This is a genomic window from Streptomyces sp. NBC_01471 (assembly GCF_041438865.1).
Lineage (GTDB): Bacteria > Actinomycetota > Actinomycetes > Streptomycetales > Streptomycetaceae > Streptomyces.
Genome location: NZ_CP109450.1, coordinates 3,297,128 through 3,316,458, shown reverse-complemented (window position 1 = coordinate 3,316,458; position 19,331 = coordinate 3,297,128). Strand labels below are relative to the sequence as shown.

The window sequence follows — 19,331 nt, the reverse complement described above, 5'->3', positions numbered from 1 at the left end:
TACTCCATGCCCCGTACCCCATGACCCGTACCCCATGACCAGTCGCCCGGCCCCGTGGCGCAGCCCCCGGCACCCTGCCCCTCACCCCGCCGTGGCCCCCGGCCCCGTGCCCACCCGCTGCGTCAGCCACCCGAAGTCCCCCAGCCCGCCCCGTGCCACCAGCTCCGCCGCCTCGCCCGCCGCGGCCAGGCCCCTGACGTACGCCGCGGGGTCCGCCGAGGCCAGCGCCAGGGGCGGGCGTTCGCCACTGACGCCCAGGGCGCGCAGTGCCTCCCGCTGGGTCCGCAGCTCCGCCCCCGGCAGCGCGCACGCGTCCAGCGCCACATGGGAGGTGATGTCGCAGCTCCCGTCCGGTACCGGCCGCACCTCACGGCCCTCCCGGAAGCCGGTGAGTGTGCCGAAGGGCGGCCGGGCCGTGCGCGGGTGCGCGTAGTCGACGGCCACCGCGATGCCCGCCTCCAGTGTTCCGGCCGCCGCCGCCCACGCCTCGTCGCGCGGGCGGCCGATCTCGGCGCGGGTGCCCGGCCCGGCCGCCGGCCACCAGCGGTCCAGCCACTCCGCGTCCGCCCCGGCCACCGGCCCGCCCAGCCGCTCGGCGCCGTCCTCCGTCCTGACCTGCACATAGCGCCGCGTCCCGGCCGGGTCCGTCTCCGCGACGTCGACCGGAACGTTGTCCAGCCACTCGTTCGCGAAGAGCAGCCCGCGCACCCCGGCCGGCGGCTCGGCGCACCAGACGACGCGCTCGTCGAGCCCGGCCGGACGGGGCGCACGCTCGACGGCGTACGCCCGTACCGGGAAGTCCGCGGGCAGCGCGGCCAGGACACCCGTCACCAGCTCACCGCGGCCCGCCCCCATGTCGACCAGGGCCGGTTCCGCGATGTCCAGCTCCGTCAGCAGCCGGGCCACGGCCGACGCGAACAAGGGGGAGGCGTGCACCGAGGTGCGGAAGTGGCCCGACGGCCCCTCCGGCCGCAGATAGAAGCCGTCCGCCCCGTACAGAGCGGCCTCCGTCGCCTCACGCCACCCGCGCCACTCATCAGTCACGGCGTCAAGTCTCCACCTTGGGGAGTACGCCCGGGGCGACCGGATCGGTCCTTCGGCTGACCCTTACACCTGTTCGGCTTCCCTACGCTGGGTTACGTGCAGCGTCTCTACGCCTTCATCCGCAGACACCCGACTCTGGTCGACGTCTTCTGGGCCGTCATCCTCCTCGGGTTCTCCGCGGTGCAGTGGGAGTCGACCCGGATGGGACACGGGTACGACTACCAGGCCGTCCCGGTCTTCCTGGGCCTCTGCGCGGCCGTGGCCCTGCGCCGCCGGGCGCCCGAGAAGATGCTGCTGCTCGTGACGCTGCTGGGGGTGGCGCAGCTGGTCTTCGACATCAGCCCGGTGCCCGCGGACTTCGCCATGCTGGTGCTGATCTACACCGTCGCGGCCGACGGGGCGCGCTGGGCCTCCCGGTTCGGCCTGGTCGGCGGCCTGTGCGCGGGGGCGCTCGCGGAGCTGCGCTGGCACGAGGAGACGGCCACCAGCTGGGTGCAGGAGGCAGTGCTCACGATGGTGGCGACGGTGCCGTTCATCCTGGCCTGGGTGATGGGCGACTCGGTGCGGACCCGCCGGGCCTACTTCGCGCAGCTGGAGGAGCGGGCCGCCCGGCTGGAGCGGGAGCGCGAGGCGCAGTCGAAGGTGGCGGTCGCCGGGGAACGCGCCCGGATCGCCCGTGAGCTGCACGATGTCGTCGCGCACAACGTGTCGGTGATGGTGGTCCAGGCGGACGGCGCCGCCTATGTCCTGGACGCCTCGCCCGACCAGGCCAGGCAGGCGCTGGAGACGATCTCGTCCACCGGCCGTCAGGCGCTCGCCGAGATGCGCCGGCTGCTGGGGGTGCTGCGGACCGGTGACGCACCGGAGAGCGGTGAGTACGTCCCGCAGCCGGACGTGCAGCAGATCGAGGACCTGGTCGAGCAGGTCAGGGTCGCCGGCCTGACCGTGGACTTCCGTGTCGAGGGGACTCCGAGGCCGCTGCCCAGTGGCGTGGAGCTCACCGCGTACCGCATTGTGCAGGAAGCACTCACCAACACCCGCAAGCACGGCGGGCCGGACGTGGGCGCCAGTGTGCGTCTCGTCTACTTCGACGACGGACTCGGCCTGCTGGTCGAGGACGACGGCCGGGGCGCGGCGCACGAGCTGTACCAGGACGGCGGGGCGGACGGTCAGGGACACGGCCTGATCGGAATGCGGGAGCGCATCGGCATGGTCGGGGGCACGCTGGACGCGGGCCCGCGGCCGGGCGGCGGCTTCCGGATCAGCGCGCTGCTGCCGCTCAAGCCCGCCCACTAGCGCCTCGGGACCAGGTTCTTCCGGCCGGTCCCCGGCCCCATGAGAAGGGATTCTTACGAGATGGCGATCCGCGTGATGCTCGTCGACGACCAGGTGCTGCTGCGCACCGGCTTCCGGATGGTGCTCGCCGCCCAGCCGGACATGGAGGTCGTCGCGGAGGCGGGCGACGGCGCGGAGGCGATCAGTGTTCTCCGGTCGACGGCGGTCGACGTGGTGCTGATGGACGTCCGTATGCCGAAGATGGACGGTGTCGAGGCGACCGGGCAGATCTGTGCGCGGCCCGATGCGCCGAAGGTGCTGATCCTGACCACCTTCGACCTGGACGAGTACGCCTTCTCCGGGCTGAAGGCGGGCGCCAGCGGATTCATGCTCAAGGACGTGCCCCCGGCCGAGCTGCTCGGGGCGATCCGGTCCGTGCACAGCGGCGACGCGGTCGTCGCGCCGTCGACCACGCGGCGGCTGCTCGACCGCTTCTCACCGATGCTGCCCAGCACGGTCGCGGATCCGCAGCACAAGGAGATCGAGCGGCTCACGGACCGGGAGCGCGAGGTGATGCTGCTGGTCGCGCAGGGCCTGTCGAACGGCGAGATCGCGGCGCGGCTGGTGCTGTCGGAGGCCACGGTGAAGACGCATGTGGGCCGCATCCTCACCAAGCTGGGGCTGCGGGACCGGGTGCAGGTGGTCGTGATGGCGTACGAAACGGGTCTGGTACGGGCCGGGGGCTCCGGGGCGCGCTGAGGCCCGCCCCCTCGGCGCAGCACCCCCGTCAGCGCAGCACCCCCTCCAGGAAGTCGCTGCCGAGTCTGGCCACCACGGTCAGGTCCAGCTGGTGCAGGACGTACCGTCCGCGCCGCTTGGTGGTGATCAGGCCGGCCCGCTTCAGGACCGCCAGATGGCGGGAGGCCTCCGGCGCGGATATGCCGTGGGTGTCGGCCAGTTCGCCCGTGGTGTGCGGGGAGCGGGCCAGCCCCCGGCACATCCGCATCCGCATCGGGTGGGCCAGCGCCTCAAGACGCAGCTTCAGCAGATCGACCGAGGCGGGGGACGGCAGCTCGGGGGCGGCCACCGGGTACTGGATCGCCGGGCGCCAGTCCGGGCGGTGCAGCACCAGCAGATGGGGCCAGCCGAAGCTGGTCGGTACGAAGGTGAGCCCGTCCCCGGCGGGTGCGCCCACCGCGGCCGAACGCCCTTCCGCGAGCTTGTCGGCGCTGATCCTGGTGCCCGTACTGTCCAGCGACAGGGCGGCGGAGACCGCGGTCATCGCATCGGCGAGGCCCTTGTGTCGCAGGATCTCGGTCTTGTGCCGGGCGTCGGCGGCCAGCTGGATCCGTACGCGGCGCCAGGTGTCGCCGAAGAACGCCTGCTCGCAGTCCTCGAAGAGCCGCCGGATCCAGGCCCGCACGGTGACCGGGTCGTTCAGCAGATGTCCGGCGAAGTCGAGCTGCCGGGGCCCGCGCGCCGCCGCGAGATCCAGTGCGCGGCTGCGGACCCCCGCGTCGGTGAGCGGTGACGGGCCGCCCAGGTCGTAGGTGACGGAGCAGGTGAACTCCAGGGCGACCGTCACGAACTCGTCGTCGGACAGCAGGTCGAGCAGATCCAGGTCCTCGGCGAGGGTCGCCCCGGGCCTGCCGCCGCCGTGCCGGGCCCCCGCGAACGGCATGAAGATGTCCGAGAACGTGGTGCGCCACAGGAAGTCCGCCTCGTGCAGCCGGTCGGCGAGGTCCGGCTCCAGCGCGGCGGCCGTCGCCGTGGCCCAGCCGTGCAGCCCAGGATGGTGGCCCGGTTCGGACAGCACATGCAGCGCATTGCCGAGCTCCGCCAGGGGTGACGGCTCGAAAGTGATCGCCCCGGGCGGCAGTCCCGTGATGTCGATGTCCACGCTCATGGACCCATCGTGCCTCCCCCCACCGACAGTCCTGCCGTCGATTGACCGCGCTCGTCAAATGGCGGGCCCGGGGCCCCGGCGGGTGCCCAGGCTGGGGCCATGAACACGAACCAGCAGCACCTGTTCGACGCCTACCGTGCGGCCCAGCGGGGCGAGTTGGCGCCGCCCCAGCCGGGCCGGCACGACTGGGAGGCACTCGGCGAGATACGCGACCACCTGCGCACGGGACGGCCGGACGCGAGACGGAGGCGGAAGGGGTGGCTGCGCAGGCTGCTCAGCGCGTCGTGGCCGACGCCTTGACCCCATCCGCCCTCACCCCGTCCGCCGTCACCCCACCCGGCGTTCGAAGGCCCCCGTCCGCCGTCACCCCACCCGGCGTACGAAGTCCTCCACCGCGGCCACCACATCCGCCGCACTCCACGACAGCCCCGGCGCCGCCACCGTCACCTCGGTCAGCGACACCCCCGGTACGGCGCCCGGCGCGGGGTAGAACTGGTGGAACAGCGCCACCCCGGTCTCCTCCGCCTGTCCGACCGCCGCCTCCGACAGCACCTCCGCCCCGTACGGCAGCCACACCTGGAACTGGTGGGTGTGCGGCACCTCGGGGCTGACCCGGAACCAGGGCACACCCGCCGCCCGGAACCCGTCCGCCAGCCCGGCGGCGACCACCTTCGCGTGCTCGACGTACGAGGCCAGCCGGGGAAGCTCCCGCTCCAGGCCCAGCAGGGCCGACAGCGCGGCCGGGTACTGCTGGAAGAGCTGGCCCCCGTACCGGTGGCGCCAGGTCCTGGCCTCCTCGATCAGGGACACCGGCCCCGCGAGCACGGCGCCCGACAGGCCGTCGAGGGACTTGTAGAAGGAGACGTACACACTGTCCGCGAGCCCCGCGATCTCCTCCAGGCCGCGGCCGAAGTGGGGGGCGCACTCCCAGAGCCGCGCGCCGTCGAGGTGCACCACCGCATCCCGTTCCCTGGCGGCCGCGACGACCGCGACCAGCTCGTCCCACGTCGGGAGGACGAAACCGGCATCGCGCAGCGGCAGTTCCAGCATCAGCGTGCCGAAGGGCTCCTCGAAGTCGCGTACCTCCGCGGCGGTGGGGAGCCGGGGCGCCGACGTCGGATGGACGGTACGCAGTCCGCTCACCGCCCCGAAGGCGCCCCGCTCGTGCAGCTCGGGGTGGGCCATGGGGTGCAGCGCGACCACCGGATCGCCGGTACGGCCCGCCCAGCACCGCAGCGCGACCTGCTGCGCCATCGTGCCGGTGGGGAAGAAGGCGGCAGCCGGGAGCCCGAGCAGCCCGGCCACCCGCTGCTCCAGCTCGGCGACTACTCCGCCGCCGTAGATGTCCACCTGCTCGTCCAGGTCGTACACCGCGCCCGCGTCCGCCGCCAGCGCGGTCAGCCGCTCGCCCAGCGTGGCGAGGGCGGACGGGCGCGACAGCACCCGCTTCGCACCGCGCATCGCCGCGGTCCTGCGGCGCGCTCGGTCCTGTCCGGAGGGCTCGGACTGTTCGGGCTGCTTGGCCTGCTCGCGGTGCCCGCCCCCGTCGGCCTGCTCTTTTCCGCTGTCGTGCCCGGTCCCGCTGTCCTGTCCGTCGCCATCGGCCCCGGTCGTGTCTGCCTCGTTCGTCATGCGCCGATCCTCGCCCGCGGCCTGTGGACAGTCCAACGAGTTCCCCCGAATCCTGGGCGTAGCATGACGGGGAAATCGTCCGGTACCCCTCGCGGACTGGAACGGAAGGCCGTCCCACGTGAACGCATCAGCAGAATCCCGCCCCGCGCGGCTCACCGTCGGCGTGGTCGGAGCGGGCCGGGTGGGCCCCGCCCTCGCCGCCGCGCTCCAGCTCGCCGGGCACCGCCCGGTCGCCGCGTCCGGCGTCTCCGACGCATCCGTCCGCAGGGCCGCCGTCCTGCTCCCCGACGTCCCCCTGGTCACCCCGGCCGAGGTGCTGGCCCGCGCCGAGCTGGTCCTGCTGACCGTGCCCGACGACGCGCTGCCCGCGCTGGTGGAGGGCCTGGCCGAGACCGGTGCGGTCCGGCCGGGCCAGCTCCTGGTCCATACGTCGGGCCGGTTCGGCACCGGGGTGCTCGACCCCGCGCTGCGCGCCGGAGCCCTGCCGCTCGCACTGCACCCGGCGATGACCTTCACCGGCACCTCCGTGGACGTCCAGCGGCTGGCCGGCTGCTCCTTCGGCGTGACCGCCCCCGACGAGCTGCGGCTCGCCGCGGAGGCGCTGGTCATCGAGATGGGCGGCGAGCCGGAGTGGATCGCGGAGGAGTCCCGTCCGCTCTACCACGCGGCACTCGCCCTCGGTGCGAACCACCTGGTCACCCTGGTCGCCCAGTCGATGGAGCTGCTGAGCACGGCGGGGGTGGCCGCCCCCGACCGGATGCTGGGACCGCTCCTCGGCGCCGCCCTCGACAACGCCCTCAGGTCCGGCGACGCCGCGCTGACCGGGCCGGTCGCCCGCGGTGACGCGGGCACGGTCGCGGCGCACGTCGAGGAGTTGCGCAAGCACGCACCGCAGGCCGTCGCCGGTTATCTGGCGATGGCCCGTACGACGGCGGACCGCGCCCTCGCCCACGGACTGCTCAAGCCGGAACTGGCCGAGGACCTGCTCGGAGTCCTCGCGGACGGAGAGTCGCGATGACCACCACCGCGCTGCTGCACACGGCCGCCGAACTGCACGCCCTGCCGCCCGCGGGCGGACGGACCGGGACCCGCGCCGTCGTCATGACCATGGGCGCCCTGCACGACGGCCACGCCACCCTCGTACGGGCCGCCAGGGAGCAGGCGGGCGAGGCAGGACAGGTCGTCGTGACCGTCTTCGTCAACCCGTTGCAGTTCGGGGCGGGTGAAGACCTCGACCGCTACCCGCGCACCCTCGAAGCGGACCTCGCCGTCGCCGAACTGGCCGGCGCCGACGCCGTCTTCGCCCCCTCGGCCGACGAGGTCTACCCGGGCGGCGAGCCCCAGGTCCGGATCGCCGGGGGCCCGATGGGGGAGCGTTTCGAGGGCGCGGCGCGGCCCGGCCACTTCGACGGCATGCTCACCGTCGTCGCCAAACTCCTGCACCTCACCCGCCCCGACGTCGCGCTGTTCGGGCAGAAGGACGCCCAACAGCTCGCCCTGGTACGGCGGATGGCGCGCGACCTCAACTTCCCGGTCGGGATCGTCGGCGTACCGACCGTCCGGGAACCGGACGGGCTGGCGATGTCCAGCCGCAACCGCTTCCTCTCCACCGGTGACCGCACCACCGCACTGGCCCTGTCCCGTGCCCTGTTCGCGGGCCGGGACACCCTCGCGGCCGCCACGCCGACCGCCCCCGCCACCCCCGCGGCCGTGCGCGCCGCCGCGCGGGCCGTTCTCGACGGGGCGGCGCTCTCCCTGGACTACCTGTCCCTGATCGACCCGTCCGACTTCACCGAGGCCACCGACGACCACCGGGGCGAAGCCGTCCTCGCGGTCGCCGCCCGGGTCGGTACGACGCGTCTGATCGACAACATCCCGCTGACCTTCGGGGAACCACAGTGACCGGAACCGGAATACGCCTGCACGCCCCCGCCCCCGGCTGGGAGATCGACGCCGACGTCGTGATCGTCGGATCCGGAGTGGCCGGCCTGACCGCCGCGCTGCGCTGCACCTCGGCGGGGCTGCGCACCGTCGTCGTGACCAAGGCCCGCCTCGACGACGGCTCGACCCGCTGGGCCCAGGGCGGCATCGCGGCGGCGCTCGGCGAGGGCGACACCCCCGGGCAGCACCTCGACGACACGCTGGTCGCGGGGGCCGGGCTCTGCGACGAGGAGGCGGTCCGCACCCTGGTCACCGAGGGGCCCGACGCCGTACGCAGGCTCATCGCGACGGGCGCGCGGTTCGACACCGACGAGACCGGCGGCATCGCCCTCACCCGGGAGGGCGGCCACCACCGCCGCCGTATCGCGCACGCGGGCGGCGACGCCACCGGAGCCGAGATCTCCCGCGCCCTGGTCGACGCGGTCCGCGGGGCCGCGCTGCGCACCGTGGAGAACGCCCTGGTCCTCGACCTCCTCACCGACGCCGAAGGCCGTACGGCGGGCGTCACCCTGCACGTCATGGGGGAGGGCCAGCACGACGGCGTCGGCGCGGTCCGCGCGCCGGCGGTCGTGCTCGCCACCGGCGGCATGGGCCAGATCTTCTCGGCGACCACCAACCCCGCCGTCTCCACGGGCGACGGCGTGGCCCTGGCGCTCCGGGCCGGCGCCGAGATCTCCGACCTGGAATTCGTCCAGTTCCATCCCACGGTGCTCTTCCTCGGCGCGGGCGCCGAGGGCCAGCAGCCGCTGGTCTCCGAAGCGGTACGGGGCGAGGGCGCCCACCTCGTCGACGCCGACGGGGTCCGCTTCATGACCGGGCAGCACGAGCTGGCCGAGCTGGCACCCCGCGACATCGTGGCCAAGGCCATCACCCGCCGGATGCAGGAGCACGGCACCGAGCACATGTATCTCGACGCCCGCCACTTCGGCGCCGAGATGTGGGAGCAGCGCTTCCCGACGATCCTCGCCGCCTGTCGCAGCCACGGCATCGACCCGGTGACCGAGCCGGTCCCGGTCGCCCCGGCCGCGCACTACGCGTCGGGCGGTGTCCGCACCGACCTGCACGGCCGCACCACCGTCCCCGGTCTGTACGCCTGCGGTGAGGTCGCCTGCACCGGTGTGCACGGCGCGAACCGGCTCGCGTCCAACTCCCTCCTGGAAGGCCTGGTCTTCGCCGAGCGCATCGCCGACGACATCGTCGCGGCGGGCACCGGCGGGCGCACCGCGGCGGCCGTTCCCCCGGCCGAGCCCGGCACGCTCCCGCTCCTCGCGCCCGAGGCCCGGCTCCGTATCCAGCGCATCATGACGGCGGGCGCCGGAGTGCTCCGCTCCGCGGAGAGCCTCGCCGGGGCGGCGGACGGGCTGGAGGCGATCCGTGCCGAGGCGGAGGCGCAGGCCGCAGCCGAGGCCGTGGCGGAAGCGGCGGCCGGGGCCGCCATGGACGCGGCGGCGGCCGGAGCCCCGGAAGCGCTGCCCGCCGTCGCCCTGAAGCCCGCCGAACCGGGCGTCGAGGCCTGGGAGGCGACCAACCTCCTCTGCGTCGCCCGCGTCCTCACCGCCGCCGCGCAGCGCCGCGAGGAGACCCGCGGCTGCCACTGGCGCGAGGACCGTGCGGACCGCGACGACACCGGCTGGCGCCGCCACCTCGTCGTACGGCTGCGCCCCGACCGTTCGCTCGCCGTGCACACCACGGACAGTGCCGACTTCCCCCCGACCCTCCCTCAGCGCCCTCAGGAGCAGTGACCGTGACCGACCTCCCCCTCCACCAGATCGGCGACGACGCCGTGAGCGCCGAGTCAGCGGGTGGCTGCGGCGACGCGTGCGCCTGCGGCGGCGACGCCTACGACGCCGACCCCATGGAGTGCGGTCTCGACCCCGCTCTCGCCGAGCTCCTGGCCGCGTCGGGGCTCGACCCGGTGCTGGTCGAGGACATCGCGCACCTCGCCATCGACGAGGACCTCGACGGGGGCGTGGACGTGACGAGTGTCGCGACCGTCCCCGCCGACGCCGTCGCCACCGGCGACTTCACCGCGCGCGAGGCCGGTACGGTCGCGGGCCTGCGCGTCGCCGAAGCGGTGCTCTCCCTCGTCTGTACCGAGGCCTTCGAGGTCGAGCGGCACGTCGAGGACGGCGAGCGCGTCGCCGCCGGGCAGAAGCTGCTCTCGGTCACCACCCGCACCCGCGACCTGCTGACCGCCGAGCGCAGCGCGCTCAACCTGCTGTGCCGCCTCTCCGGCATCGCGACCGCCACCCGCGCCTGGGCCGACGTACTCGAAGGCACCGGCGCCAAGGTCCGCGACACCCGCAAGACCACGCCGGGGCTGCGCGCCCTGGAGAAGTACGCGGTGCGCTGCGGGGGCGGCGTCAACCACCGGATGTCGCTCTCCGACGCGGCTCTGGTCAAGGACAACCACGTGGTCGCGGCCGGCGGGGTCGCCGAGGCGTTCAAGCTCGTCCGCGCCGAGTTCCCCGACCTCGCCATCGAGGTCGAGGTGGACACCCTCGCCCAGGTCACCGAGGTCCTGGACGCGGGCGCCGACCTGATCCTGCTGGACAACTTCACCCCGGCGCAGACCGCCGAGGCCGTCGCGCTCGTCGGCGGCCGCGCCCTCCTGGAGTCCTCGGGCCGGCTCACCCTGGACACGGCCCGGGCCTACGCCGAGACGGGCGTCGACCACCTGGCGGTCGGCGGGCTCACGCACTCGTCGCCGATCCTCGACATCGGCCTCGACCTGCGCGAGGCGGAGTAATCCATGCTGCTCACCATCGACGTCGGCAACACCCACACCGTCCTCGGCCTGTTCGACGGCGACGAGATCGTGGAGCACTGGCGCATCTCCACCGACGCCCGCCGCACGGCCGACGAACTCGCCGTACTGCTCCAGGGCCTGATGGGCATGCACCCGCTGCTCGGCCGCGGACTCGGCGACGGCATCGAGGGGATCGCGGTCTGCTCGACCGTCCCCTCCGTCCTGCACGAACTGCGCGAGGTGACCCGCCGCTACTACGGCGACGTCCCCGCCGTCCTGGTCGAGCCCGGCATCAGGACGGGCGTCCCGATCCTGGTGGACAACCCGAAGGAGGTCGGCGCCGACCGCATCATCAACGCGGTCGCCGCGGTCGAGCTGTACGGCGGCCCCGCCGTCGTCGTCGACTTCGGTACGGCGACGACCTTCGACGCGGTGTCGGCGCGCGGCGAGTACACCGGTGGTGTCATCGCCCCCGGCATCGAGATCTCGGTCGAGGCGCTCGGTGTGAAGGGTGCCCAGCTCCGCAAGATCGAACTGGCCCGCCCGCGCAGCGTGATCGGCAAGAACACCGTCGAGGCCATGCAGTCCGGCATCATCTACGGCTTCGCGGGACAGGTCGACGGGGTGGTGAACCGGATGGCCCGCGAGCTCGCCGACGACCCGGCGGACGTCACGGTCATCGCCACCGGCGGTCTCGCCCCGATGGTGCTCAGCGAGGCCACGGTCATCGACGAGCACGAGCCGTGGCTGACGCTGATCGGGCTGCGCCTGGTGTACGAGCGGAACGTGGCCCGGCTGTGAACCGGCCGGGCAGGGCTCAGGCGTATTGACCCGCTGTGCTGTTCACGCGTCTGACGGGCGGGTGCGGCCCGGCGGGGTGGACTCCGTACCCCGCCGCGCCACACCAGTCCATTAAGCGGATATTGTCCCTTTAGTACGTATCGTCGTTCCATGCCCACGCCCTACGGATCCCGAGGCGGCATGGCCTTCAGCGCGGATGAGCTGCGTGTGCTCCGACGCGCCCTTGCCATCGCCCTCAACCCGACCCCCGTCGCAGAAGAGGACGTCCAGGACTGTCTGCGTCTCGCCGAGTCCGTGGACGAGACCATCGCGGAGGCGGGCAGACTGCGTGCCTTCCTCCTCGCCGACCTCGCCCGCTACCGCGACGCCCTCCCCGGCACGTCCGGCAGCTACACGGAACTGCTCCAGGACGCTCTGGCCGCCGGTTACGACCCCCGCCCCGAGGACCTCGCCGCTCTGCGCACCCTCCGCGGCGCGCCGTCCGGCGACGCCCTGCTGAGGCGCTGCCGGGCCCTGGCCGAGCAGTCGGTACGCGCCCGGCTCGCGGGCCGCGCCGTGACCCCGGGCCCGCGCACCCGGCTGCTCGCGCTGCCCGGCGGCCGCACGTCCGGCGACCCGGACCGGCCGAAGCGTCCGGCCCCGGTCAAGGAGCCGGTCCGACCCCGCCCGGCCCCCAAGCCGTCCGAGGTCTTCCCGCCACGCCGAAAGCCTGCGGCGCCCCCCGCTCAGCACTCGCTGACAGGCTAGCTACTCTGTCCGTATGGACTACGTTTCCGCGCTTGTGCCCCCCGTGGTAATGGCCGTGTTCTTCACGATCGTCGTCAGGACGATCGTGAAGACCCAGGGCGGCCCGAACAAGGCCAAGGAAGATGCGGCCGTGGACGCGGCGCTCGCCCGCGCCGAGGCCGCCGTTCAGCCGACGGGTGGCAGCGCGAGCTGACCGCGGCTGTGCCCGGAGGGCGTACGGCATTTCACGCTGTACGCCCTCTTCTGTGTTTTCTGCGCTAATAACCAGCTATTCGTGACATCTCGCACTATGGTTCAGATGTGCCCCGTCAATTGGGAGAGCTGGAAGACGCCGTCATGTCACGCGTCTGGGAGTGGAACCGTCCGGTCACTGTCAGAGAAGTACTGGAAGACCTCGAACGCGACCGGACCATCGCCTACACCACCGTGATGACCGTATTGGACAATCTCCATCAGAAGGGCTGGGTGCGGCGGGAAGTCGACGGCCGCGCCTATCGATATACGGCGGTCTCCACCCGCGCCGCCTACTCGGCCGCACTGATGAACGAAGCCTGGTCCACGAGTGACAACTCCGCGGCCGCCCTTGTCGCCTTCTTCGGCATGATGTCCTCCGAGCAACGCGATGCACTCCGTGATGCTTTGCGCATCGTTCAGGGGGACGCGGACCGCGATGACCGGGACGGGGACGCAGGGCGATAACGTCTTGCGCATGCCAGGTACGCGAGCAAAAGCCCTCACCGTCCGCAGAGCCAGGACCAGCGATGTGCCGGCGGTGCGCGGACTCCTGGACGCGTACGTGCGTGAGCGGATCCTGCTCGACAAAGCGACGGTGACGCTTTACGAGTCCATCCAGGAGTTCTGGGTCGCGGAACGCGACGACGACGCGAAGGTCGTCGGCTGCGGGGCCCTCCATGTGATGTGGGAAGACCTCGCAGAAGTACGCACTCTCGCGGTGGACCGTGAGTTCAAGGGCGCCGGAGTGGGCCACCAGGTCCTCGACAAGCTGTTGCAGACGGCGCGGTGGATCGGGGTGCGCCGGGTATTCTGCCTGACCTTCGAAGTCGACTTCTTCGCGAAGCACGGCTTCACCGAGATCGGTGAGACTCCTGTCGACGGAGATGTCTACAGCGAGCTGCTGCGTTCCTATGACGAGGGAGTCGCCGAGTTCCTCGGTCTCGAACGGGTGAAGCCGAACACCTTGGGCAACAGTCGGATGCTTCTGCACCTGTGACGGCCACTTCGCCCCGGAACCCTATGTCCGAATCGCGCATGTTTCCCGTGTTCTTGCACTCCTGAACCTCTGCCGGGGGTTTGTGTTTTCCAGAGAAAAGCGGTTTCCTTTCCGCGTACTGAATTTTTCGATGAAAGGAAATCCAGTGGCACAGAAGGTTCAGGTCCTTCTTGTCGATGACCTCGACGGCGGCGAGGCGGACGAGACCGTGACGTTCGCTCTGGATGGCAAGACGTACGAGATCGACCTCACCACCGCGAACGCGGACAAGCTCCGCACGCTGCTGGAGCCGTACGCCAAGGGCGGTCGTCGCACCGGTGGCCGTGGCACCAGTGGCCGCGGCAAGGCCCGTATCGCCGTCGGCGGCAACAAGGACACCGCCGAGATTCGCAAGTGGGCCAAGGAGAACGGTTACAACGTGAATGACCGCGGCCGTGTGCCCGCGGACATCCGTGAGGCCTACGAGAAGGCCAACGGCTGATTCCCGGGAGGTCCGGGGTTCGCACCCCGGACAGTCGCAGTCCGGGCTCCGGGGGGCGCCCCCCGGAAAGCCGCAGCGATACGCACCATCCGGGCCCGGTGGCATTCCGTCGCCGCCGCGTCCACGAGCCGCACCAGGTCGGGAGCGCTGCCCCGCTCCCCGAACCGGCTGAACACGGGCAGGGCCGGCTCCACATCGCGCCCCGGCTCGGGGGGTCGCAACCAGCGGGCGGCCCCCTGTGCGCCGCGCGGCCCGGGAGGCTCGGGAGCCCTGATCAGGCCGCCCGTACCGATGGCGGTCAGATCCAGTGCGATCCCGCCCCACTCCAGCCAGTCGAGCAGCCCCGGCACCTCATCGGCGCTGCCCGCCGCCACCAGCAGCCGCATCCGGGAGCCGTCCAGTGCCGCCGGCCCCGTGACGGGCATCCTGCGCAGCAGTGCGAACCCGGCATCGGACGGCAGGTCGAGTACGTCGAAACGCAGCCCGGTCAACAGCCGGACCGGGGGGCCCGCCAGCGCGGCCCAGCCCAGCCGGGACTCGTACCAGCGGAGCGTGCTGTCGGTGCTGCCGCTTCCGGTGCTGCTGCGCGTGCTGTCGGCCGGTTCGCGGGGGGACGGAACGGTGAAGGCCATGACTGAGCAACTCCCGGAATGTGCCGGAGTTACGCAGAGCTTCCGCTTGATTGCTTTCTGTTGATGAACAAGAGGCGTGCGGACGTGTTCGGGGGCGCCAGGATGTTCGCCCGTAGCTGAGGGGAACCGTCGCACGCCGCATGGACTGTCAGTCTCTGCGGGTAAGACATACCTAGTGGGGAGGGGCGACACGCGGTTCAGGCGGTCTCACGTTCGCCATCGGCGTACTGGAGACAGGGGTATCTGCCTGGCCTGCGGGAACATCGTCTCGCACCATCGGGTTGGAGCAGTTGTCGGCTGTTCGGGCCGGAGGCCATGGACGGGTGTCGGCAGTTGGAATGAGCTGTCCCGCCCCGCGGGACTAGCATGCGGAAGGACTGGGAGGGGACCGACCCCTCGCTGCCCGACCGCTCTGAGGAGCGATTAACGATGTTCGAGAGGTTCACCGACCGCGCGCGGCGGGTTGTCGTCCTGGCTCAGGAAGAAGCCCGGATGCTCAACCACAACTACATCGGCACCGAGCACATTCTCCTGGGCCTTATCCATGAGGGTGAGGGTGTCGCCGCTAAGGCCCTGGAGAGCCTCGGGATTTCGCTCGAGGCGGTCCGCCAGCAGGTGGAGGAGATCATCGGTCAGGGGCAGCAGGCCCCGTCCGGCCACATCCCCTTCACCCCTCGTGCCAAGAAGGTCCTGGAGCTGTCGCTCCGGGAGGCTCTTCAGCTCGGCCACAACTACATCGGTACGGAGCACATCCTGCTCGGCCTGATCCGCGAGGGCGAGGGCGTCGCAGCCCAGGTCCTCGTGAAGCTGGGCGCCGATCTGAACCGGGTCCGGCAGCAGGTCATCCAGCTGCTCTCCGGTTACCAGGGCAAGGAGACGGCCGCCGCGGGCGGTCCCGCCGAGGGCACGCCCTCGACCTCGCTCGTCCTGGACCAGTTCGGCCGCAACCTCACCCAGGCGGCCCGCGAATCCAAGCTCGACCCGGTCATCGGGCGCGAGAAGGAGATCGAGCGGGTCATGCAGGTGCTGTCGCGCCGTACCAAGAACAACCCGGTCCTCATCGGCGAGCCCGGCGTCGGAAAGACGGCGGTCGTCGAAGGACTGGCGCAGGCCATCGTCAAGGGCGAGGTGCCCGAGACCCTCAAGGACAAGCACCTCTACACCCTCGACCTCGGCGCGCTCGTCGCCGGATCCCGCTACCGCGGTGACTTCGAGGAGCGCCTGAAGAAGGTCCTCAAGGAGATCCGCACCCGCGGCGACATCATCCTGTTCATCGACGAGCTCCACACCCTGGTGGGTGCGGGCGCCGCCGAGGGCGCGATCGACGCGGCTTCGATCCTGAAGCCGATGCTCGCCCGTGGAGAGCTCCAGACCATCGGTGCCACCACGCTCGACGAGTACCGCAAGCACCTTGAGAAGGACGCGGCCCTCGAGCGCCGCTTCCAGCCGATCCAGGTGGCGGAGCCTTCCCTTCCGCACACCATCGAGATCCTCAAGGGCCTGCGCGACCGGTACGAGGCCCACCACCGTGTCTCCATCACGGACGAGGCCCTGGTGCAGGCCGCCACCCTGGCGGACCGGTACATCTCGGACCGCTTCCTGCCGGACAAGGCGATCGACCTGATCGACGAGGCCGGCTCACGGATGCGCATCCGCCGGATGACCGCGCCGCCGGACCTCCGCGAGTTCGACGAGAAGATCGCGAACGTCCGCCGCGACAAGGAGTCGGCCATCGACTCCCAGGACTTCGAGAAGGCAGCTTCGCTCCGCGACAAGGAGAAGCAGCTGCTGGCCGCGAAGACCAAGCGGGAGAAGGAGTGGAAGGCCGGCGACATGGACGTCGTCGCCGAGGTCGACGGCGAGCTGATCGCCGAGGTGCTGGCCACGGCCACGGGCATCCCGGTCTTCAAGCTCACCGAGGAGGAGTCCTCGCGGCTGCTCCGCATGGAGGACGAGCTGCACAAGCGCGTCATCGGGCAGAAGGACGCCATCAAGGCCCTGTCGCAGGCGATCCGCCGTACGCGAGCGGGCCTGAAGGACCCGAAGCGCCCCGGTGGCTCGTTCATCTTCGCCGGCCCGTCCGGTGTCGGTAAGACCGAGCTCTCCAAGACGCTCGCCGAATTCCTCTTCGGCGACGAGGACGCACTGATCTCCCTCGACATGTCGGAGTTCAGCGAGAAGCACACGGTTTCCCGTCTCTTCGGTTCTCCCCCCGGATACGTGGGTTACGAAGAGGGCGGCCAGCTCACCGAGAAGGTGCGCAGGAAGCCGTTCTCGGTCGTTCTCTTCGACGAGGTCGAGAAGGCCCACCCCGATATCTTCAATTCCCTGCTCCAGATTCTGGAAGACGGTCGTCTGACCGACTCCCAGGGCCGGGTGGTGGACTTCAAGAACACGGTCATCATCATGACGACCAACCTCGGGACCCGGGACATCTCCAAGGGCTTCAACCTGGGCTTCGCCGCCCAGGGCGACGTCAAGACCGGATACGACCGGATGAAGGCCAAGGTCAACGAGGAGCTGAAGCAGCACTTCCGCCCCGAGTTCCTCAACCGTGTCGATGACACGGTGGTCTTCCACCAGCTGACCGAGGAAGACATCATCCAGATCGTCGACCTCATGGTCGAGAAGGTCGACGAGCGGCTGCGCGACCGGGACATGGGCCTTGAGCTCAGCCCGGACGCCAAGTCCCTGCTCGCCAAGCACGGCTACGACCCGGTGATGGGCGCGCGTCCGCTGCGGCGCACGATCCAGCGCGAGATCGAGGACATCCTCTCCGAGAAGATCCTCTTCGGTGAGCTGCGCCCCGGTCACATCGTGGTCGTCGGCGTCGAGGGCGAGGGTGACGACAAGAAGTTCACCTTCCGCGGCGAGGAGAAGTCGGCTCTGCCGGACGCCCCGCCGATCGAGCAGGCGGCCGGTGGCTCCGGCCCGAACATGACGAAGGACGTCTGACGCTGACGCGTCGAGCGGCCTGAGCGACAAGAGGGCGGCCCCGGAACCGGTCATCGGTTCCGGGGCCGCCCTTTGCTGTGCCCCCGCTGCCTGATGCGCGCTCGCCCACCCCTCTCCCCGGCCCCTCCCACCCCTTGCCTGCCCCCTCCCGGCCCTCTTTCCGGTCCCTCTTCGGGGGGCGTCCTGCTGGGAACGGCCGTCCGGGCCGGCCGCCGAAGGTCCCGGAACGGGCAGGCGTTGGTCCCTCGCGGGTGACAAGCGCCACAGGGGGGTTTTGGCCTACTACCCGGAATAGGGGAGGCGGCGCCGGCGGCCGCCGGGCCTTCCGGACCGGGAGGCCCGGGACTTTCGGCCCCCGGGGGGCGCCGCCCGCGCGATGCCGATCCCTGCCCGGGTGGACTGGGCTCAAACGCACCGATTCGGGGCGATCCGGTGGCGCCGGGCGCGCTGTGACCCCGCGATCCGGGGGGACTTTTCCTGCGGTTTCCCTACGACGCAATGTCGTAGATGGGCGTTTTGGGCGCTTCGCGTCATGGGTTACCAATGAGTGGTCCGCCCGACCTGAATGGTTGGGTCCACCGATGTACGGAGTCCCACGTATGCAGAAGCACACCACGTCCCCCGTGTCCCGCCGGTCCCCGCTTCGCACCCGCGCTGCGGTCGTAGCCGCCGGGCTCGGAGTGTCGGTCGCGCTGGGAGCCGGGGTCGCGGTCGCTGCCGACGCACACCCGGCCACCGCACCCGCAGGCACCTCGAACGCCGCGACCGCGCTCGCCCACCAGGCCAGCGCCCAGTCCAAGGCCGCGGAGCACACCGCCAAGACGGCCAAGGCCACGAAGGCCGCCAAGGCCGCCAAGGCGAAGAAGACCGCCGACGCGTGGGTCTCGCCCGTCACGCACCCCGTGATCGGTGAGCCCTTCGGCGAGGCCGGCCACATGTGGTCCCACAAGCACTCGGGCCAGGACTTCGTCGTCCCGACCGGCACGTCGGTCATGGCCGTGCACGGCGGCACCGTCGTGAAGGCCGGCCCCAACGGCGGCGGCGACGGTCCGGCGTACGGCAACGCGATCGAGATCAAGCACAGCGACAACACGTACTCGCAGTACGCGCACCTGTCGCAGATCGACGTCCACATAGGCCAGACCGTGAAGACCGGCCAGGTCATCGCCAAGTCCGGTGCGACCGGCAACGTGACCGGCCCGCACCTGCACTTCGAGATCCGCACGGGCCCGAACTACGGCTCGGGCTACAACCCGATGCCGTTCCTGAAGGCCCACGGCATCAAGTTCTGACCGGCCCGGGCGGAAGCTAACGCCCCACGCCCGCGTCCAGATGGGCCTGGGTCATGAGTTCGATGGCGACCTCGAGGACAGCCTTGCGCTTCTCCTCGGGGTCGCCATCGGCGTCCTTCAGGGCGAACGATCCCGCGTGCATGGTGAAGAGCGCGCTGTAGCAGCGCACCTGGTCGGCCAGTGAGGCGTCGGGTGCTCTGACCAGGTCGAGCAGGAGCAGCATCCGGTCCTTGAAGTTCTCGCCGACACTCAGCTCCCGTACCGTCCCCTGGTTCTCCTGCATGAAGCGGAAGAGCGGGGCCGCGCCGCTGAGCGCTTCGCTGTAGCGGCGCAGGACCTCCTTCTTCGTCTCCAGGCTGCGGGGCTGGGTCTGGCCCCAGGCGATGACCTCGTCGATGGGTGCCGACAGGTCGTGGAAGAGACTGACGAGGATGTCTTCCTTGGTCTTGAAGTGGTAATAGAGCGCCGCCTTGGTGACGTCGAGCTTCTCGGCGATCTCCCGCAGCGAGGTCTTCTCGTACCCCTGCTCGACGAAGAGCCCCAGCGCGACATCCTGGATCCGCTGGCGGGTGTTGCCTCTGCTGCCCATGGTGCTCTCCCGCGATACTTACTTGACGCCCGGCTAGTAGCCGACTACCTTCTCCC

The 19,331-nt window shown here is 71.3% G+C and carries 20 protein-coding genes; 15 read left to right on the top strand and 5 right to left on the bottom strand.

All coding sequences use genetic code 11. The features are described from left to right. Positions 1-81: 81 nt before the first annotated feature. On the bottom strand, positions 82-1,044 hold the full coding sequence (locus OG285_RS14480; RefSeq protein WP_356835548.1) for an SAM-dependent methyltransferase: 963 nt from the start codon (positions 1,042-1,044) through the stop codon (positions 82-84). A 96-nt stretch (positions 1,045-1,140) separates the two neighbouring features. Here OG285_RS14480 and OG285_RS14475 point away from each other — a divergent pair, with 96 nt between their 5' ends. Together OG285_RS14475 and OG285_RS14470 are read left to right on the top strand one after the other, a co-directional pair. Further along, the gene (locus tag OG285_RS14475; RefSeq protein ID WP_356835550.1) at positions 1,141-2,340 is read left to right on the top strand and encodes a sensor histidine kinase; all 1,200 of its coding nucleotides are present in this window, start codon (positions 1,141-1,143) and stop codon (positions 2,338-2,340) included. 60 nt (positions 2,341-2,400) lie between these two features. Next, on the top strand, positions 2,401-3,078 hold the full coding sequence (locus tag OG285_RS14470) for a response regulator transcription factor (RefSeq protein ID WP_356835552.1): 678 nt from the start codon (positions 2,401-2,403) through the stop codon (positions 3,076-3,078). A gap of 28 nt (positions 3,079-3,106) precedes the next feature. Here the strand turns inward: OG285_RS14470 and OG285_RS14465 are convergent, their stop codons facing one another. Then, a complete protein-coding gene (locus OG285_RS14465; RefSeq protein WP_371793531.1) occupies positions 3,107-4,219 on the bottom strand; it encodes a DUF5937 family protein in 1,113 nt (370 codons plus the stop codon). Between the two features lie 105 nt (positions 4,220-4,324). Here OG285_RS14465 and OG285_RS14460 point away from each other — a divergent pair, with 105 nt between their 5' ends. Next, positions 4,325-4,525 carry a hypothetical protein gene (locus OG285_RS14460; protein WP_371791155.1) on the top strand — a complete coding sequence of 67 codons (201 nt, stop codon included), beginning with the start codon at positions 4,325-4,327 and terminating at the stop codon, positions 4,523-4,525. Positions 4,526-4,588: 63 nt separating this feature from the next. Here OG285_RS14460 and OG285_RS14455 read toward each other — a convergent pair whose 3' ends face one another. Then, on the bottom strand, positions 4,589-5,857 hold the full coding sequence (locus tag OG285_RS14455; protein WP_371791154.1) for a low specificity L-threonine aldolase: 1,269 nt from the start codon (positions 5,855-5,857) through the stop codon (positions 4,589-4,591). A 118-nt stretch (positions 5,858-5,975) separates the two neighbouring features. Here OG285_RS14455 and OG285_RS14450 point away from each other — a divergent pair, with 118 nt between their 5' ends. The 10 genes from OG285_RS14450 (at position 5,976) to OG285_RS14405 (ending at position 13,807) form a co-directional block, all read left to right on the top strand. After that, a complete protein-coding gene (locus OG285_RS14450; protein ID WP_356835556.1) occupies positions 5,976-6,875 on the top strand; it encodes a DUF2520 domain-containing protein in 900 nt (299 codons plus the stop codon). After that, positions 6,872-7,759, top strand: coding sequence for a pantoate--beta-alanine ligase (gene panC, locus OG285_RS14445; protein WP_371791153.1), 888 nt, complete (start codon positions 6,872-6,874; stop codon positions 7,757-7,759). The genes OG285_RS14450 and panC overlap by 4 nt, the downstream gene beginning before the upstream one ends. Next, positions 7,756-9,540: an L-aspartate oxidase gene (locus tag OG285_RS14440; protein ID WP_371791152.1), complete on the top strand. Its 1,785-nt coding sequence runs from the start codon at positions 7,756-7,758 to the stop codon at positions 9,538-9,540. Before panC ends, OG285_RS14440 begins: the two co-directional genes overlap by 4 nt. Beyond that, a complete protein-coding gene (gene nadC / locus OG285_RS14435; protein ID WP_371791151.1) occupies positions 9,537-10,547 on the top strand; it encodes a carboxylating nicotinate-nucleotide diphosphorylase in 1,011 nt (336 codons plus the stop codon). Before OG285_RS14440 ends, nadC begins: the two co-directional genes overlap by 4 nt. Before the next feature lie 3 nt (positions 10,548-10,550). Beyond that, a complete protein-coding gene (locus OG285_RS14430; RefSeq protein WP_164267894.1) occupies positions 10,551-11,348 on the top strand; it encodes a type III pantothenate kinase in 798 nt (265 codons plus the stop codon). A 180-nt stretch (positions 11,349-11,528) separates the two neighbouring features. After that, positions 11,529-12,095, top strand: coding sequence for a hypothetical protein (locus tag OG285_RS14425; RefSeq protein ID WP_356835624.1), 567 nt, complete (start codon positions 11,529-11,531; stop codon positions 12,093-12,095). A gap of 13 nt (positions 12,096-12,108) precedes the next feature. Next, complete coding sequence (locus tag OG285_RS14420; RefSeq protein WP_356835565.1) at positions 12,109-12,288, top strand: hypothetical protein; 180 nt, start codon at positions 12,109-12,111, stop codon at positions 12,286-12,288. Positions 12,289-12,395: 107 nt separating this feature from the next. Next, positions 12,396-12,794, top strand: coding sequence for a BlaI/MecI/CopY family transcriptional regulator (locus OG285_RS14415; protein WP_356835567.1), 399 nt, complete (start codon positions 12,396-12,398; stop codon positions 12,792-12,794). A 10-nt stretch (positions 12,795-12,804) separates the two neighbouring features. Then, on the top strand, positions 12,805-13,326 hold the full coding sequence (locus OG285_RS14410; protein WP_327296071.1) for an amino-acid N-acetyltransferase: 522 nt from the start codon (positions 12,805-12,807) through the stop codon (positions 13,324-13,326). A gap of 145 nt (positions 13,327-13,471) precedes the next feature. Further along, positions 13,472-13,807 carry an Lsr2 family protein gene (locus OG285_RS14405; RefSeq protein WP_164264099.1) on the top strand — a complete coding sequence of 112 codons (336 nt, stop codon included), beginning with the start codon at positions 13,472-13,474 and terminating at the stop codon, positions 13,805-13,807. Here the strand turns inward: OG285_RS14405 and OG285_RS14400 are convergent. Further along, entirely contained in the window at positions 13,786-14,439 is a 654-nt protein-coding gene (locus OG285_RS14400) for an SCO3374 family protein (RefSeq protein WP_356835569.1), read from the bottom strand. The genes OG285_RS14405 and OG285_RS14400 overlap by 22 nt on opposite strands. Before the next feature lie 429 nt (positions 14,440-14,868). Here OG285_RS14400 and OG285_RS14395 point away from each other — a divergent pair, with 429 nt between their 5' ends. After that, a complete protein-coding gene (locus tag OG285_RS14395) occupies positions 14,869-17,394 on the top strand; it encodes an ATP-dependent Clp protease ATP-binding subunit (RefSeq protein ID WP_356835627.1) in 2,526 nt (841 codons plus the stop codon). 599 nt (positions 17,395-17,993) lie between these two features. Next, a complete protein-coding gene (locus OG285_RS14390) occupies positions 17,994-18,686 on the top strand; it encodes a M23 family metallopeptidase (protein WP_356835571.1) in 693 nt (230 codons plus the stop codon). A gap of 16 nt (positions 18,687-18,702) precedes the next feature. On the opposite strand, the gene OG285_RS14385 is transcribed toward OG285_RS14390, so the two are convergent. Further along, positions 18,703-19,275: a TetR/AcrR family transcriptional regulator gene (locus OG285_RS14385; RefSeq protein ID WP_371791150.1), complete on the bottom strand. Its 573-nt coding sequence runs from the start codon at positions 19,273-19,275 to the stop codon at positions 18,703-18,705. Positions 19,276-19,331 lie beyond the last annotated feature (56 nt).

Excerpts from the sequence above, each read along its gene's own strand:
- OG285_RS14425 (WP_356835624.1), top strand. The coding sequence starts at position 11,529 with ATGGCCTTCAGCGCGGATGAGCTGCGTGTGCTCCGACGCGCCCTTGCC.
- OG285_RS14470 (WP_356835552.1), top strand. The coding sequence starts at position 2,401 with ATGGCGATCCGCGTGATGCTCGTCGACGACCAGGTGCTGCTGCGCACC.
- OG285_RS14400 (WP_356835569.1), bottom strand. The coding sequence starts at position 14,439 with ATGGCCTTCACCGTTCCGTCCCCCCGCGAACCGGCCGACAGCACGCGC.
- OG285_RS14455 (WP_371791154.1), bottom strand. The coding sequence starts at position 5,857 with ATGACGAACGAGGCAGACACGACCGGGGCCGATGGCGACGGACAGGAC.
- panC (WP_371791153.1), top strand. The coding sequence starts at position 6,872 with ATGACCACCACCGCGCTGCTGCACACGGCCGCCGAACTGCACGCCCTG.
- OG285_RS14385 (WP_371791150.1), bottom strand. The coding sequence starts at position 19,275 with ATGGGCAGCAGAGGCAACACCCGCCAGCGGATCCAGGATGTCGCGCTG.
- OG285_RS14430 (WP_164267894.1), top strand. The coding sequence starts at position 10,551 with ATGCTGCTCACCATCGACGTCGGCAACACCCACACCGTCCTCGGCCTG.
- OG285_RS14460 (WP_371791155.1), top strand. The coding sequence starts at position 4,325 with ATGAACACGAACCAGCAGCACCTGTTCGACGCCTACCGTGCGGCCCAG.
- OG285_RS14390 (WP_356835571.1), top strand. The coding sequence starts at position 17,994 with ATGCAGAAGCACACCACGTCCCCCGTGTCCCGCCGGTCCCCGCTTCGC.
- OG285_RS14420 (WP_356835565.1), top strand. The coding sequence starts at position 12,109 with ATGGACTACGTTTCCGCGCTTGTGCCCCCCGTGGTAATGGCCGTGTTC.
- OG285_RS14410 (WP_327296071.1), top strand. The coding sequence starts at position 12,805 with ATGCCAGGTACGCGAGCAAAAGCCCTCACCGTCCGCAGAGCCAGGACC.
- OG285_RS14395 (WP_356835627.1), top strand. The coding sequence starts at position 14,869 with ATGTTCGAGAGGTTCACCGACCGCGCGCGGCGGGTTGTCGTCCTGGCT.